The 20,082-nt window shown below is 43.8% G+C and carries 16 protein-coding genes; 12 read left to right on the top strand and 4 right to left on the bottom strand.

Annotated features, from left to right (window positions below; all coding sequences use genetic code 11):
- The first annotated feature begins 126 nt into the window (after positions 1-126).
- Positions 127-2,697 carry a DNA mismatch repair protein MutS gene (gene mutS / locus HOP45_RS07855; RefSeq protein WP_181348608.1) on the top strand — a complete coding sequence of 857 codons (2,571 nt, stop codon included), beginning with the start codon at positions 127-129 and terminating at the stop codon, positions 2,695-2,697.
- A 31-nt stretch (positions 2,698-2,728) separates the two neighbouring features.
- On the top strand, positions 2,729-4,552 hold the full coding sequence (mutL, locus tag HOP45_RS07850) for a DNA mismatch repair endonuclease MutL (protein WP_219914551.1): 1,824 nt from the start codon (positions 2,729-2,731) through the stop codon (positions 4,550-4,552).
- Between the two features lie 1,147 nt (positions 4,553-5,699).
- Here mutL and HOP45_RS07845 read toward each other — a convergent pair.
- Positions 5,700-6,065 (bottom strand): helix-turn-helix domain-containing protein, encoded by a 366-nt coding sequence (locus HOP45_RS07845; RefSeq protein ID WP_181348605.1) that lies wholly within the window; start codon positions 6,063-6,065, stop codon positions 5,700-5,702.
- Positions 6,066-6,314: 249 nt separating this feature from the next.
- Here HOP45_RS07845 and miaA point away from each other — a divergent pair, with 249 nt between their 5' ends.
- The 7 genes from miaA (at position 6,315) to glnA (ending at position 13,211) form a co-directional block, all read left to right on the top strand.
- Complete coding sequence (gene miaA / locus HOP45_RS07840) at positions 6,315-7,244, top strand: tRNA (adenosine(37)-N6)-dimethylallyltransferase MiaA (protein WP_181348603.1); 930 nt, start codon at positions 6,315-6,317, stop codon at positions 7,242-7,244.
- 46 nt (positions 7,245-7,290) lie between these two features.
- The gene (gene hfq / locus HOP45_RS07835) at positions 7,291-7,515 is read left to right on the top strand and encodes an RNA chaperone Hfq (RefSeq protein ID WP_181348601.1); all 225 of its coding nucleotides are present in this window, start codon (positions 7,291-7,293) and stop codon (positions 7,513-7,515) included.
- A 144-nt stretch (positions 7,516-7,659) separates the two neighbouring features.
- Positions 7,660-8,586: an AAA family ATPase gene (locus HOP45_RS07830; protein ID WP_255437544.1), complete on the top strand. Its 927-nt coding sequence runs from the start codon at positions 7,660-7,662 to the stop codon at positions 8,584-8,586.
- Positions 8,587-8,770: 184 nt separating this feature from the next.
- The gene (hflX, locus tag HOP45_RS07825) at positions 8,771-10,000 is read left to right on the top strand and encodes a GTPase HflX (RefSeq protein ID WP_181348891.1); all 1,230 of its coding nucleotides are present in this window, start codon (positions 8,771-8,773) and stop codon (positions 9,998-10,000) included.
- 16 nt (positions 10,001-10,016) lie between these two features.
- Positions 10,017-11,261 carry a methionine gamma-lyase family protein gene (locus HOP45_RS07820; protein WP_181348599.1) on the top strand — a complete coding sequence of 415 codons (1,245 nt, stop codon included), beginning with the start codon at positions 10,017-10,019 and terminating at the stop codon, positions 11,259-11,261.
- A 191-nt stretch (positions 11,262-11,452) separates the two neighbouring features.
- Positions 11,453-11,857 (top strand): MerR family transcriptional regulator, encoded by a 405-nt coding sequence (locus tag HOP45_RS07815; protein WP_181348598.1) that lies wholly within the window; start codon positions 11,453-11,455, stop codon positions 11,855-11,857.
- A gap of 22 nt (positions 11,858-11,879) precedes the next feature.
- Positions 11,880-13,211, top strand: a complete 1,332-nt coding sequence (gene glnA / locus HOP45_RS07810) for a type I glutamate--ammonia ligase (RefSeq protein ID WP_181348596.1) — start codon at positions 11,880-11,882, stop codon at positions 13,209-13,211.
- A 155-nt stretch (positions 13,212-13,366) separates the two neighbouring features.
- Here the strand turns inward: glnA and HOP45_RS07805 are convergent, their stop codons facing one another.
- On the bottom strand, positions 13,367-13,873 hold the full coding sequence (locus HOP45_RS07805; RefSeq protein ID WP_181348594.1) for a hypothetical protein: 507 nt from the start codon (positions 13,871-13,873) through the stop codon (positions 13,367-13,369).
- 197 nt (positions 13,874-14,070) lie between these two features.
- On the opposite strand from HOP45_RS07805, the gene HOP45_RS07800 reads away from it, so the two are divergent.
- From HOP45_RS07800 to HOP45_RS07790, 3 genes are all read left to right on the top strand, one after another.
- Positions 14,071-14,601 (top strand): CotY/CotZ family spore coat protein, encoded by a 531-nt coding sequence (locus HOP45_RS07800; RefSeq protein WP_181348593.1) that lies wholly within the window; start codon positions 14,071-14,073, stop codon positions 14,599-14,601.
- Between the two features lie 159 nt (positions 14,602-14,760).
- Entirely contained in the window at positions 14,761-16,830 is a 2,070-nt protein-coding gene (locus HOP45_RS07795; protein WP_181348591.1) for a thioredoxin domain-containing protein, read from the top strand.
- 111 nt (positions 16,831-16,941) lie between these two features.
- Positions 16,942-18,006 carry an AI-2E family transporter gene (locus tag HOP45_RS07790; RefSeq protein ID WP_181348589.1) on the top strand — a complete coding sequence of 355 codons (1,065 nt, stop codon included), beginning with the start codon at positions 16,942-16,944 and terminating at the stop codon, positions 18,004-18,006.
- 191 nt (positions 18,007-18,197) lie between these two features.
- Here HOP45_RS07790 and HOP45_RS07785 read toward each other — a convergent pair whose 3' ends face one another.
- Together HOP45_RS07785 and HOP45_RS07780 are read right to left on the bottom strand one after the other, a co-directional pair.
- On the bottom strand, positions 18,198-19,310 hold the full coding sequence (locus HOP45_RS07785) for a D-alanyl-D-alanine carboxypeptidase family protein (RefSeq protein WP_181348587.1): 1,113 nt from the start codon (positions 19,308-19,310) through the stop codon (positions 18,198-18,200).
- Positions 19,311-19,533: 223 nt separating this feature from the next.
- On the bottom strand, positions 19,534-20,070 hold the full coding sequence (locus HOP45_RS07780; RefSeq protein WP_181348585.1) for an RDD family protein: 537 nt from the start codon (positions 20,068-20,070) through the stop codon (positions 19,534-19,536).
- Positions 20,071-20,082: the final 12 nt, after the last annotated feature.

Genomic DNA, 20,082 nt, shown 5'->3' with positions numbered 1-20,082 from the left:
CAAGGATTTTTTTTTGGGCATGTCAGTTAAAGGGGAAGCGGGGTCTGTGCTATAATGTAGGCATCTAATGTGAACGACAGTTCCTACTGCCTAACACGTAAATCGAAAGTTTTGGAGGATTATTTTATGGCTCAACACACACCTATGATGCAGCAGTACATATCAATTAAATCCGAGCATCAGGATGCTTTTTTATTTTTTCGTTTAGGCGACTTTTATGAAATGTTTTACGATGACGCTTTGCAAGCTGCCCAGGAACTTGAGATTACGCTCACTAGCCGGGACGGGGGAGACGTGCCGATGTGCGGCGTTCCTTATCATTCGGCTGAAAATTACATAAAACAATTGATCGAACGAGGTTATAAAGTAGCGATATGTGAACAAGTAGAGGACCCTAAAGAAGCTAAAGGAGTTGTCAAGCGCGAAGTCGTTCAGCTGATTACACCAGGCACGGTGATGGAAGGCAGTATGCTCGAAGAAAAGGAAAATAACTACCTAGCGAGTGTCACCTCCTTTAATGATGGAACGTTTACTGTGGCATATAACGATTTGACGACCGGGGAAAACACCATTGCGTTCATTCCTGATGGCTGGGACGCTGTCCTAGGGGAATTATACAACCGTCCGGTTAAGGAAGTGGTTGTGGCTCCTGATTTCGCTGAAGACTGGCAAGTGACCTTGAGAGATCGATTAGGATATACGGTGTCGTTTCAAGAGGAGGTGGAGATCGACCCAGCTTTTGAGCATTTATGTGTCCACCTTCACCAGGATAAATATAAAATAGGATTTGGCCGGCTGTTTAATTATATTCAAACAACGCAGAAACGAACGCTAGATCATTTACGTCCTGTCACCATCATTGAGTTGAATCATTTTATGACCTTGGACATGTACACGAAGCGTAATTTAGAAATCATGGAGACCATCCGGAAGCAAGGACGGGCGGGAAGTTTGCTTTGGGTCATTGATGCGACAGTGACCTCAATGGGAGCGCGGCAGTTGAAAAAATGGCTGGAGCGCCCGTTATTGAGTCAGACCGAAATTGAACGACGTCATCGTCAGGTCGAAGGGTTTCTCGGGCAATTTCTTGAGAGGGACGAGCTGCGTCAACAATTGAAATCTGTCTATGATCTGGAACGATTGGCAGGCCGGATCGCCTTTGGAAATGTCAATGCCCGGGATTTGCTGCAACTCAAGCAGTCATTACAGGAAATCCCGATGATACGCGAGACACTGATGAAATTTGAGCACCCGGACATCAAGGCGATCGCTCAATCCATTGAGTCGTTGGAATCACTGGCACGATATTTAGAAGACAGTATCCACGACCAGCCGCCGGTGACCATTAAAGAAGGTGGGCTGATCAAAGATCGATTCCATGCACAGCTCGATGAGTATCGCAGTGCCACGAAAAATGGGAAGCAATGGATTGCTGAACTCGAACAGAAAGAACGGCAGGCAACGAATATCAAATCGCTTAAAGTCGGCTTCAATCGTGTGTTTGGTTATTATATCGAAGTGACCAAAGCGAATTTGCGCTACTTACCAGAAGGGCGTTATGAACGAAAACAAACGCTGACGAATGCAGAACGTTTTATAACACCGGAGTTGAAAGAGAAAGAATCGCTTATTCTCGAAGCGGAAGACAAGATCGTCCAACTCGAATACGAACTTTTCCTGGAAATACGAGAATACGTAAAATCCTATATCAGCTCTTTGCAGCATTTAGCGGCTTCCATCAGTCAGCTTGACGTATTACAAGGGTTTGCGGAGGTGGCCGATCAGCATGACTATGTGCAGCCCACCTTCAATCAAGCTCGAACCATTAACATCGAACAAGGTCGTCACCCGGTTGTGGAACGCGTTATGAACGATGCCTCTTTTGTGCCTAATGACGTGTTAATGGACGAATCTTCTGATCTATTATTGATTACAGGGCCGAATATGTCAGGTAAAAGCACATATATGCGGCAATTAGCTTTGACAGCGATCATGGCCCAAATTGGGTGTTTCGTCCCGTGCACCAGCGCATCCATTCCAGTTTTCGATCAAGTCTTTACCCGAATAGGGGCAGCAGATGATCTCGTTTCAGGGCAAAGTACGTTTATGGTGGAGATGCTTGAAGCTAAACATGCCCTTTCCCATGCTACTGAAAATAGTATGATTCTACTGGATGAAATCGGCAGGGGGACGAGCACCTACGACGGCATGGCATTAGCACAGGCTATTGTTGAACATATCCATGAACACATTCGTGCTAAAACACTGTTCTCCACGCATTACCATGAATTGACCGGTTTGTCTGACCATCTCCAGCGGTTGAGGAATATTCACGTCAGAGCCGAGGAATATGAGGGAAAGGTCGTTTTTCTTCATCAAATCCAAGAAGGAGCAGCTGATGAAAGTTACGGCATCCATGTGGCTCAATTAGCGGATTTACCCGATACGTTGATCGCCCGGGCCACAGAACTCTTGCAGCAATTTGAGAAAGAGTCAGCCCGGCAACAAGTGCATACGCAAGATGATGAAGGGATAGCCGAGCAGATGACGATGTTCAAAGAGGACGTCCCCAAGCCGGCAAAGCAGCAAACGTCACAGATTGATAAGCATTTACAATCGCTCAATTTAATGGAAATGACGCCGATGGAAGCCATGAATGAATTATACCGGCTTCAAAAAGAAGCCAATTCAAAATGAGGAGGTGGTCGAAGTGGCGCGCATCCAGCTCATGCCTGATCATCTTTCTAACAAGATCGCCGCAGGGGAAGTGGTCGAACGACCTGCCTCGGTTGTGAAAGAACTCGTCGAGAACAGCATCGATGCGAACAGTACGTGGGTGAAGGTTGATTTATATGAAGCAGGGCTCCAACAGTTAAGTGTTACAGATAACGGTGAAGGCATGCGTGAAGACGATTGCGAGCGTTCTTTTTTCCGCCATGCCACCAGTAAAATCAGGGATGAGAACGATTTGTTTCATGTCGCCACCTTAGGCTTTCGTGGCGAAGCCTTAGCCAGTATCGCTGGTGTAAGCCGACTGTCTATCAAAACGTCTCCGGGAAATGAGGCCGGCACCCAATTAGAGCTTGAAGGCGGTAAGCTTATGCAAAAGGATAAAAGTGATGCTCGGCAGGGGACAGAAATCACCGTCAATGATTTGTTTTTCAATACCCCGGCGCGCTTGAAGTATATGAAAACCATTCATACTGAGCTTGGCCATATTACAGACGTACTGAATCGTATGGCTCTTGCTTATCCTGATGTAAAATTTTCGTGCACCCATAATGACAAACAATTATTTCAAACATCCGGAAGAGGTGATTTGCTTCAAGTGATCGCCCAAATTTATGGAGCGGGCGTCGCTCGAAAAATGATACCGGTGACGCGGGAGGACCATGATTTTAAATTAACAGGCTATATAGCAAAACCAGAGATCACCCGTGCGTCCAGAAGTTACATGACGACGATGATCAACCAACGGTATATCAAAAATGTAGCGTTGAACAAAGCCATTCTCAAAGGCTATCATACGCTGCTCCCTATCGGGCGTTATCCGCTGGTCGTATTGAATGTGGAAATGGCCCCCATTCTTGTAGATGTCAATGTTCATCCAGCTAAGCTTGAGGTAAGGTTCAGTAAAGAAAAAGAATTATTTGAGCTGACTGAAAACGCAATTAGGGATGCATTTCGGCAAGAAACGCTCATACCGGAATATGACAAGCCGCCGACTTCAAATCATGGTAAGTCTGACCGCCAGGTACAGTACAGCTTTGCCTTACAGCAGGAAAGTGAGAAGCCTGAGCAACAACACGTGAGAGAATCGCACGAACAAGTTGCTCCAGCATCTCACCCCAGTCTCCCTAACGCAGAATTCGTGCCGTCCACTCATGCATCAGACCATGAGTCAGAACCGGAGCGCCTTATATCTTCCTATCACGAAGCTTCAACTGATGACTCTATAACAGATCAGGATCGGGTGCCTGCTATGTATCCGATTGGCCAGCTTCATGGCACTTATATACTCGCTCAAAACGAAACAGGGTTTTATATTGTTGATCAACATGCGGCCCAGGAGCGGATTAAATACGAATTTTATAAAGAAAAAATCGGTGAGATTGAACCTGAAGTACAGGAACTGTTGGTCCCGATGACATTTGAATTTTCCAAACAGGAAGCTTTAAAGATCGAAGAATACAAAGATGAACTGCACCGTATCGGTGTGTTTTTAGAGCCCTTTGGCGACAAGAGTTATCGGGTGAGCTCGCATCCGCAATGGTTTCCAAAAGACTTTGAGCAAGAGGTCATTCAGGATATGATTGATCAATTGATGGCGGAGGACCGGATCGATGTTCATAAGCTCAGAGAAGAAGCTGCGATTTTAATGTCGTGCAAGCGCTCGATCAAAGCGAATCATTATTTGAATCATCAGGATATGCAGGTTTTACTTGAAGAGCTTCGGCGTTCAACAGATCCTTTCACCTGTCCGCATGGTCGTCCGATCATCGTTTCTTTTTCCACTTATGAAATGGAAAAGATGTTCAAGCGGGTTATGTAGAGAAAAGCGTGAGAATCGTTTTACCCTAGGCCAAGAGTGATAGGGTAGGGGAGCTTAATTGGCATTGGATGCTTCGAGATAGTGGGGGAAGGATGACTTGGAATCCTTTAAGTCTTTAAATATATGAACGATAGTCTAATAAAATGGCTTTGTTAAATTTTGTTATTGATATTGAAGTGGATATTTATCTCGAAACGGAGTCTTTTGCTAAAGGGCAGACTTCTGTAAGACTCGATTTCGAGATATTTGTGGAAGTGTAAGGCCGTTGGGGAAGGATTCGCTTTCCTGCGGGGGAACTGGCAAGCCTCCTCAGGCTTCGCCTTCCGGGGTCTTGCCTTGCTCCTTCTAAATTATAGGGTTTTGCCCTCTAGATCAAAGGGTTGCCTTATTTGACCTATCCAGCTACGGCGTCTAGCGGCTAGTGAGACTTCCCTCGCTTCTGTACGATAAGTCAACATCGAATCACGTCGTTCTTCGTGTTTCCTTTATCTCCTACAGCTCAGTCCAGTCCATACGCCGCTGACCAAGACACCTCCGCTTTCAAAGGGGAGTCTCACCCTTCCCCAACGGTCCTTGCCCTATAGGCTTCTCGAAATCACTTGGTTGCGCATCTGCCTATAGGGAACCGATAGCACATATAATCACGCGTAAGAAAACTTTTTCAGTAAAAGCTCCTGTTACGGAAGGTCGTTTCGAGCACCTTATGATTGTATGGTGGATGGGAAAACGGTGAGACTCCTGTGGGAATAACATGAGCGGTGAGATCCCGCAAGGCGTAGCCTGAGGAAGCTCACCCCATGCCCACGGAAAGCGATCCGTTTTCCCAGCCAGCATCCGCATACACAAAAGTCTCGAAACGGAGTCTCCACAAAGTTAAATTACCCCAATATATAAAGAATGAAAACTCCCATAAAATTGGAAGTTCTATTTTTGTTTGTTATCAACACTAAACTTTAACAGAGCTAATAAAATAAGAAAAAACACGCTTGGACGTCTAATCCAAGCGTGTTTTTTCTTTGAAAACTATTATTTAGAGCAAGATATAGTATGTCTTCCTCTATAATGAACTATTTTTTTGAGCAGTGGTGGCTAGGGTGTTAAGTGATCTTATAGCAAGGGCTTAAAAATTATATGATGTGAACCTGGTTTATTTTTCGGCTGTTTCTTGCTGATTCACGATAAATCGAAAATAAGCATCCAGTTGTTTGATTTCATCACGGGTCAGAACTTGCCAGGAGTCCCGATCAAATAGGGCGGTTGATTGGAACCCTTCCTGTTCGATTTGTTCCTTGATCGATTTGATTGCATCATCACGTTCATCGGTCAACTCAAGCAAATAATCGGAGGAGCATTTTAAAACGAGTGCTAACTTTTTTATATCATCGATATCAGGAGTTGTGTAATTTCGTTCCCAGTTAGAAATAACTTGAGAAGACACACCGACAGACTGAGCTAAATCGCCTTGAGTAAGTTGTAATTGCTTTCTGAGCGCTTTGATCCGGTCTTTAATCATACCTGATATCCCTCCTTAGATGTATTATACCACGGAGTAACGGATTGCGATATTAGTTTCTAACGAATTTCGTTACATATAAGTCGAAATACCTAACTGATTCCGTTAGCGATATAGAAGTAACGTAACTCGTTAGTTGTTTTGGTGGAAGTTGCGCGACGATTTGACTGAGCCCGCTAGGATGTAGCTGAAAACTTAGATATAATAGAAGAGATATGATTCGTGAAAGAGTTGTGGAGGCATAAGGATATGAAATCAAAAGTGATAGCGGTGGTAGGTCCAACGGCCGTTGGGAAATCCGCGCTCGGTGTTTTAATCGCTAAACAAATGAATGGGGAAATCATAAGCGGAGACTCGATGCAGATTTATCGAACTATGGATATCGGAACAGCTAAAATCGCTCAGGAGGAAGCGGAAGGGATTCCGCATCATTTGCTCGATATTAAAGACCCCGACGAACCGTTTTCGGTCGCTGAATTCAAAGAACGTGTACAGCTGTTGATTGACGATATTACGAATCGGGGGAAACTGCCTATCATCGTTGGGGGAACGGGGTTGTATATCCAGTCTGTTTTATATGATTTTCAATTTTCCGATCAAGGGCGAGATAAAGCGGTTTCGGAGAGGTTAGCAGCGTTACTTGAACGTGAAGGTCCTCAGTCCCTGCACGAACGGTTAAACAAAATCGATCCTGTACAGGCAGAAAAAATACATCCGAACAACACACGGCGTGTCATTCGAGCATTAGAAGTATTTGAAACGACAGGCATGACCATGACGGATTTCCATAATCGGCAAGTAGAAGAACAGCCCTATGATCATGTGTTAGTTGGATTGGAAATGGATCGAGACGTGTTATATCAACGGATCAATGAGCGGGTCGACTACATGGTTGAACAAGGGTTGTTACAAGAGGTCAGCCGTCTTTATTGGAACGGGTATCGCGATGCCCCAGCGATGAAAGCCATCGGGTACAAGGAGTTCATTCCATATTTAGAAGGGGTGTACGACTTTGATTATGCAGTAGCATTGTTGAAACGCAATTCCAGACGTTATGCTAAACGACAATATACGTATTTTAAAAATAAATTTGATATCCAGTGGTATACGATCGCCCCGTCCGATTACCAGGAGAAATTTGAAACAATTTTAAGTGATTTAGCAGGAATGAGGAATTGAACATAGAAGATAGATAATTACAGATAGATAAAGAGGAGGAACAACAATGGCTCAATCCGTTAATATTCAGGACAACTTTCTGAATCAGTTGAGGAAAGAACGCATCCAGCTTACCGTGTTTTTACTTAACGGTTTTCAATTGCGGGGCGTTATAAAGGCTTTCGATAATTTTACTGTTTTGTTGGAGACCGATGGGAAACAACAGTTAATCTTCAAGCACGCTATTTCGACTTTTGCTCCAACGAAGACAGTTGCCTTAGATAAAGAATAAGCGTGAGAACGGGCGTATAGGCGCTCGTTTTTTATTGGCTGCAGAACCAAGCAGATAAACGGTGTTGCACTGCTTTTTTATAGGCATTTGTCACAAGCAGGCTTGACCTTACGTAACATGAGATAGAACGTGAGGTGATCCAGGTTGACTGCCCATGTTAATCATTCTAAACAGGGAAAAATAAATATCATCTTAAATGACATGTCTTCGTTTTCGACGCCTGTTTCTGGAGGTGTGCAATCCACCCAGACTGATTGGCATCGTTTTAAACGAATAGAAGATTATTTCGCCAATTTTATCGGGATGGACTCAGTCAAAGAACATGTAAAAGAAATATATGCTCAATTGCTTGTGACGAAGCGACGGGAGCAGGCTGGCTTGAATGGAAGGAAACAAGTTTTGCATATGTTGTTCAAGGGGAACCCGGGGACAGGCAAAACCACCGTGGCCAGGATGTTAGCCACTTTATTTCATGATATGGAAATCTTAGAAAAAGGTCATTTTATTGAAGCAGACCGCAGTGAGCTTGTAGGAGAGTACATCGGGCACACGGCTCAAAAAACGAAGGATTTAATCACAAAAGCCCTCGGCGGAGTCTTATTCATTGATGAGGCTTATTCTCTTGCACGCGGCGGAGAGAAAGACTTTGGCAAAGAGGCGATTGATACAATCGTTAAGTGCATGGAAGATCATCACGACGAGTTTGTGCTGATTCTAGCAGGCTATCCGCATGAAATGACGCGTTTTATGGCATTGAACCCTGGTTTGGAATCGCGATTTCCCCTTCAATTATCTTTTCCGGATTATAACGCTAGTGAATTGATTGAAATAGCGGATTTCATGGTCAAGGAAAGAGAGTATAAACTGAGTCGTGATGCGATGCGTAAACTGCATCATTATTTCCAAAACAGACTTTCCTTCTCACCTCATAATTTTTCGAACGGCAGATTAGTCAGAAACGTGATCGAGCACGCGATTCGGAAACAAGCGATGCGGATTGTTGGAATCGAGACACCGAGTTTGGATCAGTTGATGACTCTAGAGGCAAAGGATTTCATGTTATCTGACTAGAACGGGGCATGGGGCAACCCATGCCCCGTTCATTCTACATACAGAAAATCGTTTGATTTCTTACGAGGTATGACGGATACTGGCAATGGAAGAACTATAATTCGTGTGACTTTAGGAAAACATATGAAATGAAAGCTAAACATGATTTTGTTGTGTTTATGTGTGAGGTGAATAAAGAATGGAAATGAGAGAACAAGTCATTCTTGTGGCCAGGGAAGACCCGCGCGGGAATGCTGAACGATTCCAATCATCATTAGATGAATTAGGCTCTTTAACTGAAACAGCTGATGGTGAGGTCATCAAAATCTTGACGCAAAAAAGAGAACGGATCCATCCTGCCCATTATGTTGGGGAAGGGAAGGTTGAAGAAATTAAAGAGGTGATGGCAGCAGCGGATGTTGATCTGGTTATTTGCAATGACGAGTTGTCCCCAGGGCAATTAAGAAACCTAACGGATAAACTGGACGTGCGGGTGATTGATCGCAGTCAGTTGATCCTGGACATATTTGCTAAAAGAGCCAACACAAAAGAAGGGAAACTTCAAGTTGAATTGGCTCAATTGCAGTATCTATTGCCTCGATTAGCCGGACAGGGGACAGAATTATCCCGTCTGGGAGGCGGGATTGGCACAAGAGGTCCTGGGGAGACAAAGCTTGAAACAGATCGCCGTCATATACAACGCCGGATCGATGATATAAAGAAACGACTTGATGCGGTAGTGAATCAACGGCAGCAATACCGGAGAAGACGGAAGGAAAATCAAGCTTTTCAAGTGGCGATTGTCGGCTACACGAACGCAGGTAAATCGACCTTATTCAATCGCGCTACGGAAAGTCAGTCGTTTGAAGAAAACTTATTGTTTGCTACACTTGACCCGTTAACGAGACAGGTGCAGTTTCCTTCCGGTTTCCAGGCTCTGCTTTCTGATACTGTCGGGTTTATTCAAGACTTGCCGACGACCTTGATCGCAGCTTTCCGATCGACTTTGGAGGAAGTAACGGAAGCTGATCTCATCCTTCATATCGTGGATGCCTCCCACCCCGATCATGAACAACATGAACAAACGGTGAATCGCTTGTTGGGGGAATTGGAAGCCGATCATCTCCCTATGCTGACGGTGTACAATAAAAAGGATTTGCTGAGCGGCGATTTTATTCCCCAGGCTTTCCCCTCATTGACTGTAAGTGTATATGATCCGATTGATATCAAACGTATATTTGACAAAATAGAAGATGTCCTCAAACAGGAATGGGTCGAGTACGATCTCTTATTATCAGCTGGGGAAGGTAAAAAGCTCCATCAATTAAAAAATCATAGTATCGTTACATCTTTACATTTCGTTGAAGAACAAGAAGGATATGCCGTTCACGGGTATATTCACCCGGAAAACCCACTCAAATATCAATTACTATAAAAGGAAGACGTAACCTATGACAGCAGTGAATCTATCTGAATATGCCGAACAAAGTGAGCGTGATGTTTCGGACATCCATCGCCACATCCAATCGGTAGTTGAAACCAATCAGCAACGGGTGCTCACCGCATTTCAATCGTTGCAGGTGAGTGATTCCCATTTTAACCCCACCACCGGGTATGGTTATGATGACTTTGGACGTGATACGTTAGAGGCTTTGTACGCCGATGTGCTTGGCGGTGAAGATGCTCTTGTCCGTATGCAATTGGTATCAGGCACACATGCCATTACCACGGCGTTATTTGGTGTGCTGCGTCCAGGTGAGGAGTTACTATATATTACGGGTAAGCCTTACGATACCTTGGAAGATGTGATCGGAACAAAAGAGGGGGAGGACAGAGGCTCATTGCGCGATTTCCAGATTGGTTATCATGCCATTCCCCTGACAGAAGCAGGTGAGGTGGATATGTCTGCTGTAAAAGAAGCGATGAATCGAGACACGAAGGTCGTCGCCATTCAGCGCTCGAAAGGGTATGCACACCGCCCGTCTTTTTCTATTGCCGCTATTGAAAGCATGATTGCGGAGATAAAAGCAATTAATTCTAACGTTATCGTATTTGTCGATAATTGTTATGGTGAATTTGTAGAAACACGAGAGCCTCTCCATGTCGGAGCTGATTTGATTGCCGGCTCCCTCATTAAGAACCCGGGAGGCGGCATCGTTAAAACAGGGGGTTACATAGCCGGGAAACAAAAGCTCATCGATATGTGCAGTCAGCGTCATACGGCTCCAGGGCTTGGCAAAGAAACAGGAGCTACGATTCATAGCTTGCCGGAAATGTTTCAAGGATTTTTCTTAGCCCCGCATGTTGTAGGAGAAGCTTTGAAAGGGGCCGTGTTTACAGCCAAATTTTTAGCTGCTCTCGGGTTTAACACGGAACCCGGTTATGAAGCGGAACGGACTGATTTAATCCAGTCTGTCACCTTTCAAAACGCGAAGCAGATGGTAAGGTTCTGTCAGGCCATCCAATACGCATCTCCGATCAATTCGCACGTCACCCCTTATCCCAGCCCGATGCCGGGTTATCAGCATGACGTCATCATGGCTGCCGGTACATTTATTCAAGGGGCGAGTCTTGAATTGACCGCAGACGGACCGCTCAGACCACCCTATACGGCATATGTACAGGGTGGATTGACATACGCTCACGTCAAATTGGCTGTTATGGAAGCGGCTAAACGCATGATGGAAGAATCCTGAGGTCTGCCCTTCACGGTCAATCTCATGTATAAGTGTTAGTAGGTTTTCTAACAAAAATGAACGGGAATAGGTGCTTTTGAAACCGCTTTTCCTCCCATCAGTGCAGGTGTCAAGAATCCTGACACACCTTGACATATGATGTGCGTCATATATAATTAAACCATGAATGTTTAATGGGAGGAGGCAAATCGATGAGTGATGAAATTCGTCGTTCCATGCCATTGTTCCCGATTGGGATAGTTAAATCTCTAACCGATCTTTCTGCCCGGCAAATCAGATATTACGAACAGCATAGTTTGATTAGACCGGCCAGATCAGAAGGGAACCGTAGACAATTTTCGTTTAATGATGTCGACCGGTTACTCGAAATCAAGGCTTTAATTGAAAAGGGTGTCAATCTAGCTGGCATCAAACAAGTGCTGGAACTTCAAGAACAGCCGGAAAACGAGCAGTACGATGAGGAGCAGATCGAAGAAATTCACAACGATTTAAGTGAAAAAGAACTTCGCAACATGCTCCAAAAAGAACTGTTTAATGCAGGGAGATATGGCAAACCGAACTTGAGACAAGGAGAATTGTCACGATTCTTCCACTAATGATGAGGAGGAGACCAGTTACATGGGTTTAACCAGAGAAGAAATCTTTAAAAAAATTGATGAAGAAAACGTTCGTTTTATTCGCTTGCAATTTACGGACATGCTCGGCACAATCAAAAACGTGGAAATACCTTTGAGCCAGTTAGACAAAGCCTTGGATAACATGATGATGTTTGACGGCTCGTCTATTGAAGGATTTGTGCGGATTGAAGAATCCGACATGTACTTAGTGCCCGACCTGGACACGTTCGTTGTATTCCCGTGGACGTCAGAGAAAGGGAAGGTTGCCCGGTTTATCTGCGATATATACAATCCGGACATGACGCCATTCGAAGGTGATCCGCGTAATAATTTGAAACGGAACCTTAAAAAGATGGAAGAACTCGGTTTCTCAGCATTTAACATCGGCACGGAACCGGAATTTTTCTTATTCAAACTTGATCACCAAGGCGAACCAACCATGGAATTGAATGACCTGGGTGGTTACTTTGACTTGGCTCCGACCGATTTAGGCGAAAATTGCCGCCGGGATATCGTGCTGGAACTTGAGGAAATGGGCTTTGAAATTGAAGCGTCTCACCACGAAGTAGCTCCAGGTCAGCATGAAATCGATTTTAAATACTCAGATGCAGTCAAACACTGTGACGATATTCAAACGTTCAAACTTGTCGTGAAAACAATCGCGCGTAAACATGGGTTACATGCCACGTTTATGCCGAAGCCGTTGTTTGGCGTAAATGGTTCTGGTATGCATGCGAATATGTCGTTGTTCAAAGATGGCAAAAATGCCTTTTATGATGAGAAAGGTGATATGGAGCTATCAGATGTTGCCTATCAATTTACGGCAGGGATCATCAAACACGCGACCAACTTTACGGCAGTGACCAATCCAACCGTCAATTCGTATAAGCGTCTTGTACCTGGCTATGAAGCACCATGTTATGTAGCCTGGTCAGGGCAGAACCGGAGTCCGCTAGTGCGTGTTCCAACCTCTCGCGGGTTGAGCACACGGATTGAGGTGCGCAGTGTCGACCCCGCTGCTAATCCTTATATGGCTATGTCCGTATTGTTGGCCGCTGGACTTGATGGTGTGGAAAACAAACTCGAAGCACCGAAACCGGTCGACCGCAATATTTATGTGATGAATAAGAAGGAACGTGAGAAAAACGGTGTTCAAGATTTGCCGGCTACCCTCTACAACGCACTTGAGCTCCTCCAGAGCGATCAGGTGATGGTGGATGCATTAGGCGAACACTTATTTGAACACTTTATCGAAGCGAAAGAAATAGAATGGGATATGTTCCGTACCCAAGTTCATCCGTGGGAGAGAGAACAGTATCTGACGTCCTATTAGATTGGGACAAAACTGAATAAATAGCCAAAAAAAGCCGAAACAATTCGTTGAAATTGTTTCGGCTTTATTGCGCTTTGGTATTATGAGCATTTAGAGGCTGCGGGAAAAGCGTTATGTCTCAACCAATCCTAGTCCTCTTACTATCTTCATCCATCTTAGTTGGTTTCAAGTTCTTTTAAAGTCGACCACGTGTAGGATTCACTAAAGCTCTTACCGTCCACTTCATAACTGAGTTTAATACGATTTAGGCTGTTTTTTGGAACATGACTTAACGTATACTCCATAATTAATGTTTGTCTATCTTCTAACTCCGCTCCGTTAACCTTAGTATATTCTCCTATTTCATCCCGTCGATATACGCCTGATTTTTTATGTTCGTCGCCTATGTAAAAGTTAGCTGTAATCCCTTTTTCACTGGAGATGGGTGTGCCATCTTCTTCAATTAACCCTATCGAATTTAATTGGGCTGCCGTGTCCCCTTGCCAATTCATATCTGCTACTACAAAATAGGTCTCGCCACTACTGAATGGCTCTAGCGAAAAGTTCTGAATATCAACTTTATTCATTCCGCTTTCCGCTGAGCTATTTGAAGGGGAGCCTTCCTGATTGTCCTCACTATTTGAACATGCTGATAGAAGCAACAGTAATAATGTTATAAACATAACCCTCTTCATTACATCCCCTACCTTTCTCTTTCATTCTATACTATCAAATCCGAAACCTCATGCGCATTACCTATTATAAATTAAGAGAATATACGCCTTATTTTCCAATAATAGACCCTAATACAACCACTATCCAGTCGATTACATATAGTAATCATGTACCAAATTTTAATAGAAAAGGGGGGTTATGAGTAATGAGCTGTGAAAGAAGAAAAGATGGTGAATCTTGTGTTTGTGAAACAGTACGAAAGATTGTGAGAGCTCAAAATGAAGTTGCTAGGAATAGGGATTGCTGTACAACAAGTTGTGAACAATCGATTAAACAGTTGCTTTCGCCTTCCACAAACGGAAATGGTTTCACCACCATCCCGTTTGCTCTGTATTGTAAAGAAGACTGCGAACCATTTATTGGAAGTGGTATCTCTCGTTCTTCCATTGGCGGTGGGGGAATGAACGCTATGAAGTGTATCCAGACGCCTATCTTCCGTGCGGTAAAATTCGTGGATAAAGATGAGTGCTGTGTTCAGTTAGAATTACTAGTTCCAGTTAACATGGGAGGAACGGTAATGGGTTCATGTGGAAAAGGTAAAACAATATGTGATTTTTTTCCGGGCAAACAAATCAGCAACCTTAAAGCTACCGGCGTCTGCATAACGATCGATTTAGATTGCTTCTGTGGTATCGTATGCCTTGATCCTGTAACGCCTTTGCCTGCTCCGCAATAACAGTACTGATTTAGAGTTTATGTTGTAACTTCTTTTTGCCAGGGTAAAACCAGAGTAATTTAACTCTGGTTTTTTTGTTACAACCATGGTCTATTAAGATTAATGATCTCCGGGAATGGGAACGTTACAAACAACCGTGTTACAAAAGGTGGTATCTATATGGCATTTAATCAGAAGTCGAATAAATTGATCACAGAACAATCTCCCTATTTACAACAGCATGCCTATAATCCCGTGCAATGGTTTCCGTGGGGAGAAGAAGCGTTTGAAAAAGCAGAGCGTGAAGATAAACCCATCTTCTTAAGCATCGGATATTCTACGTGTCATTGGTGTCATGTCATGGCACATGAATCCTTTGAAGATGAAGAGACAGCGGCAAAACTCAATGAACGTTTTGTCCCCATCAAAGTCGATCGTGAGGAGCGGCCGGATATTGATTCGATCTATATGACGGTCTGCCAAATGTTGACCCAGCATGGCGGGTGGCCGTTAAATGTGTTCTTGACACCTGATCAGAAACCCTTTTATGCCGGGACTTATTTTCCTAAAGATCGACGGTACGGGCTTCCGAGCTTCACGGATGTCATCACCCAACTTTACGATCAATATAAACAGGACCCTGAAAAAATAACAAAAGCTTCCAATCAAATTACAGAAGCGTTAAATAAGCAGGGGGAGATTGACAAAGAGAGTCAGCTTTCAGAGGAGAATCTCCATCAAACTTTTGCACAGTTAGCGAATAACTTTGACGAATCGTTCGGAGGATTTGGGGAAGCGCCTAAATTTCCGAGTCCGCATATGATGATGTTTCTTTTCCGATATAACCATTGGATGAATTCGAAACAAGCCCTTCACTACGCGACTCATACACTAGCGTCCATTGCCGATGGAGGTATTAATGATCATGTGGGGAATGGATTCGCTCGTTACTCAGTCGATGAAAAATGGCTGGTGCCACATTTTGAGAAAATGCTGTATGATAATGCGCTGCTGTTATTTGCCTATACAGAAGGTTACCAATTAACAGGTATTAGCCGCTTTCAAGAAGTGAGTGAGCAGATTGTTTCGTTCATTCAGAGGGAAATGACTGCTGAGGACGGTGGATTTTATTCGGCGATCGATGCTGACTCGGAAGGCGAAGAAGGGAAATACTACGTGTGGGGTTATGATGAGGTCATGGCTGCTTTAGGTCCGGAACGAGGCAAGCGCTTCACTGATGTTTATCATGTGACCCCTGAAGGTAATTTTGAGGGCAAAAACATTCCGCATTTAATCGGGACCGATCTTGAGGCGTGGGCTTCACACTATAAGATGCGTGTGCCGGAACTTGAAGCTGATTTGAAACAATCGAAAGAAGACTTGTTAAATTTACGCGAACAGCGCGTTTATCCCCATGTTGATGATAAGCGCCTTAATGCATGGAATACGTTGATGATAGCAAGCCTTGCTAAAGCAGGTCGAACGATGAATGAAAGGGCCTACACCCAATTAGCTGAGCGTGCTCTTGCTTTTGTCGAAGACAGGCTCATTAAAGATGGCAGGTTAATGGTTCGATTTCGTGAAGGAGATGTGAAGACAAAAGGGTTTCTTGATGATTACGCGTTTCTTACCTGGGCTTACGTGGAACTCTATGAAACAACTTATGCATTAAGTTATCTTGCAAAAGCAAAACGAACGATGAACGACATGATTGAGTTGTTTTGGGATGAGGAGCAGGGTGGTTTTTATTTTACCGGTCATGATACGGTGAATCTAATTGCCAGAGAAAAAATCATATTTGACGGTGCTATGCCATCAGGAAACAGCGTCGCGGCTGTTATGCTGCACAAACTGGCGAGTCTGACGGGTGATTTGGCTTTACGTGATCGTGCCAATGAAATGGCGTCGACATTTAAGCGAGAAGTAGAGCGATACCCAGCGGGCTTCACGATGTTTTTACAAAGTCTGATTTATGAGGAAGCGCCTAAGATGGAAGTCGTGATCATCGGAAGGCAACATGATGCACAGCGCCAACGTCTGCTCCAAGCCTTACAGTCGGAATTTTTACCGCATGTGGCTATTCTTGTAGCTAAAGATCCCCAGGAATTTGCAGGCATCGCGGAATTTGCAACAGCCTACACGCAGTTGAACAACGAAACGACGGTTTATATGTGTGAGAACTTTGCTTGTCAACAACCTACCACAGATATTGAAGCCGTCATCAAAAAACTGACCATACAACACGAATAAAGCAGCCTGGTTTGATTATAACCGGGCTCCCTTTTTTGATGAATGAAGCGGAATGATTCATTGGTTAAAAGTGTTATTCCCACGCGTATGGACGAAGGAAGGGGATACAGCATGTGGTTGAAACATCCATTTTTTAAATACATAACCGGTACTATTTTAATCCTAATCACAATTTTATTGTTAGAGGTGCTCCATTTTTTTGAGCCGGTCAAAGTCATAATTGGGACGATATTTTTCCCTCTTTTAATTGCCGGTTTCTTTTATTACATCATTAAACCTTTTGTGCGTTTTTTGTCCCGGTTTCGCTATATTTCGGTGACGGGAGCTATTTTGCTAGTCTATGCAGGCATTGCAGGCGTGTTATATGCGGGTTCGTCATTTTTGGTCGAAACGGTAAAAAAACAGATTACAAAGTTATCCAGTAATTTGCCGAAGGACTTGAAACAAACAGCCGATGAAACAAAGAAGACGCTTGAGAACAACAACCCCAGCCCGGTGTCGGTTGAGAATTTTAGGCAAAAAGCTACTCAATTTATGAGTGACGCTGCCCAAACTGTCGGGGAGAACGTGACTGAAATCGTATCCACCGTTACAGGGGCTGCGACGGTACTGGTCGTGGTGCCGTTTATATTGTTTTATTTATTGAAAGACGATGCACGGTTTACACCTTTTTTATTGAAATTCATTCCTACTGATCACGAAAAGGAAGGGGAGAAATTATTACGAAATATTGATCGCACCTTAGCCGCCTATATTATTGGTCAACTTACGGTGGCGCTTGTGGATGGGGTGCTGATGTATGCTGGCTATCTAATCATCGGTCTCGATTATGCCCTCATACTGGCGTTTTTCGTCGTCATTACAGCCGTCGTGCCTTTCTTTGGGCCTTTGTTAGGTGTGCTGCCGGCTTTGGTGGTCGCTTTGACTCAAGAACCGACGATGGCTCTATATGTCCTGATCACGCTCGTTGTCGTCCAACAGATTGAAGGAAACGTAGTAGCTCCAGTCGTGCTGGGCAGCCGATTGAATGTCCATCCGTTAACGATTATCCTGTTACTTATGGTGGCCGCAGCTTTATATGGATTTATTGGCATGATTATCGCCATTCCGTTATATTCTGTCATAAAAGTCATTGTTAAAAATCTTTATCACTTCTATCGGTTGAGGCATAGCTAGAGAAGCAATCTATTAGCCTGGTCACAGCTAAACTTGAACGTCTCACTTGAAACATAAAAATGCCGAACAACTTCAGCGAAGTTCGGCATTTTATTGTTATATTCAGTTTTGTCCCAGCCTCTTTCCTACGTTTTTTCTAAGCCGAACACGGAAAGAAAAAGATTCCAAGGTGGAAATTTTAAAATAGATATTCATTGGAATAATCCTATAAACCAGGTAAGAAATGAGCCAAGCGCAGGATTGTCCTGCTGCTCCTCTTTTTCTTCGTGCTTTACCGCCTGTGGTTGTTCAGCTGAGGTCGTTTGAGACGTATCGTTCAGTTTAGTTTGATTAATCAAGGACCCCTCGGACGATATACGAAGCCAGCCGCTCGCAGTCACTTCTTTCGTCAAAGGCGCGTCTTTTTGGTAGGTGAAGGAAAACGGTTCAGTAAGTGTGAAGTGCTTGTCTTCATAACGGTAATTTTTCCCTTTGGGGATTGTCTGACTTTGATAATGTTCAAATCCAAAGTCTAGCAAATTCATGGTGTCTTGATACGAGCTTTCTTTTCCTTTCGCTTTTAATACGACGGCCAGTAATTCTGTATCTCCTCGTTTAGCTGAGGTGACCAGCGTATGGCCGGATTGATCAATCCACCCGTTCTTAACCCCATTAGCCCCTTTGTATCTCCACAACAAGCGATTGTGGTTATATAACGTCGTTTCCCAACTCTTTCCCTTCCAGTTCAATTTCTTTGTGCTCACAATATCCCGGAACACTTGATTGTTCATAGCGTATTGGGTGATTTTGGCCATATCATAGGCAGTCGTATAGTGAGACTTATCAAACAAACCGTGGGGGTTAACAAAATGGGAGTCCGTCACTCCGATTTTTTCTTCGGCAAATGTATTCATTAGGTTAGCGAATTGGTCCGTACTGCCTGCTACATGTTCAGCAATCGCAATCGCTGCGTCGTTACCTGAGTTAATCATCGTGCCTTGTATTAATTTTTTTAATGGAACTTTTTCGCCTTCTTCAAGATAGACTCTCGTTCCAATGACATCGCGTGCTTTCTCACTAACCGTAACCGTTTCATTTAAATCGCCTTTTTCGATTGCGACGATCGCTGTCATGATTTTCGTGATACTTGCCGGATACATGCGTTTTTTACTGTTCGTTTCGTTTAAAACTTTTCCGGTGTTTGCGTCGATCACGATGCCTGATTCACTTTCGAGATTCACATCAGGCTCAGCAGCGCTACTCAACGGGGTGAGCATGATGAGCGTTGTGGCAATGGTAAACAATGAAGTAATTTTTCTTTTCATCCTTATTCCTCCAACACTCTCCCTATGAATTCAACTAGTTATATTGTAAACAAACTTCACCGTTTTTTAAAAAGGTATTTAAAGGAAATGGACAAAGGCATCCGCCCCATGGAAAGCGAACCGTTTCCCGCAGCCCCTACATGCTCATAACGCCAAGACACAAAAATTCCGAACAATTTCAACCAAATCGTTCGGAATTTTTGTGTGTTTTATTCAGTTTTCTTTAGTTAGTTGTTGATTTCAATTCTTGGTGCAGTTTAATCATTTTATTTTTAATGACCGAGGTGTCTGCGAACATGTCATGGATCCCTTGATGGCGTTTCGTGAAGATGACGACAAGATAGGGAATACCGAGAACGGCCATACTGATATAGCGCCCGATAAACTCACGAAATAGAATTTGCCCTTTAGATAGGGGGTTATCATCCAACGAATGGACAGATAACCCTAATATCATTTTGCCCAGGGTTGCGCTGAAAAACAGCGTCATGAGTATAAAATAGAGAAAGAACACGGCAGATTGGCAGATGTTAGCAGCGCTCAGCAATTCTATCCACAACTTCGCATCTGCTAAACCCGTCACATTTAATAATGGGCGGCTCACGATTGAATTTAAACTCCAAATGACAATTAAGTCGATCAGATAAGCAAAAAATCTCGGGGCGAAACCAGCATATACAACCCGTTCAATATCGTCCAAGCGACTGTTGACAAGTTGACTCATACCATCAGGTGTATGGCTCTGATCTGCTATATCCATAGAATCCCTCCT

It is taken from the genome of Thalassobacillus sp. CUG 92003 (assembly GCF_013618635.1).
Taxonomy (GTDB): domain Bacteria; phylum Bacillota; class Bacilli; order Bacillales; family Halobacillaceae; genus CUG-92003.
This window is presented reverse-complemented; position numbering and strand designations above follow the sequence as displayed.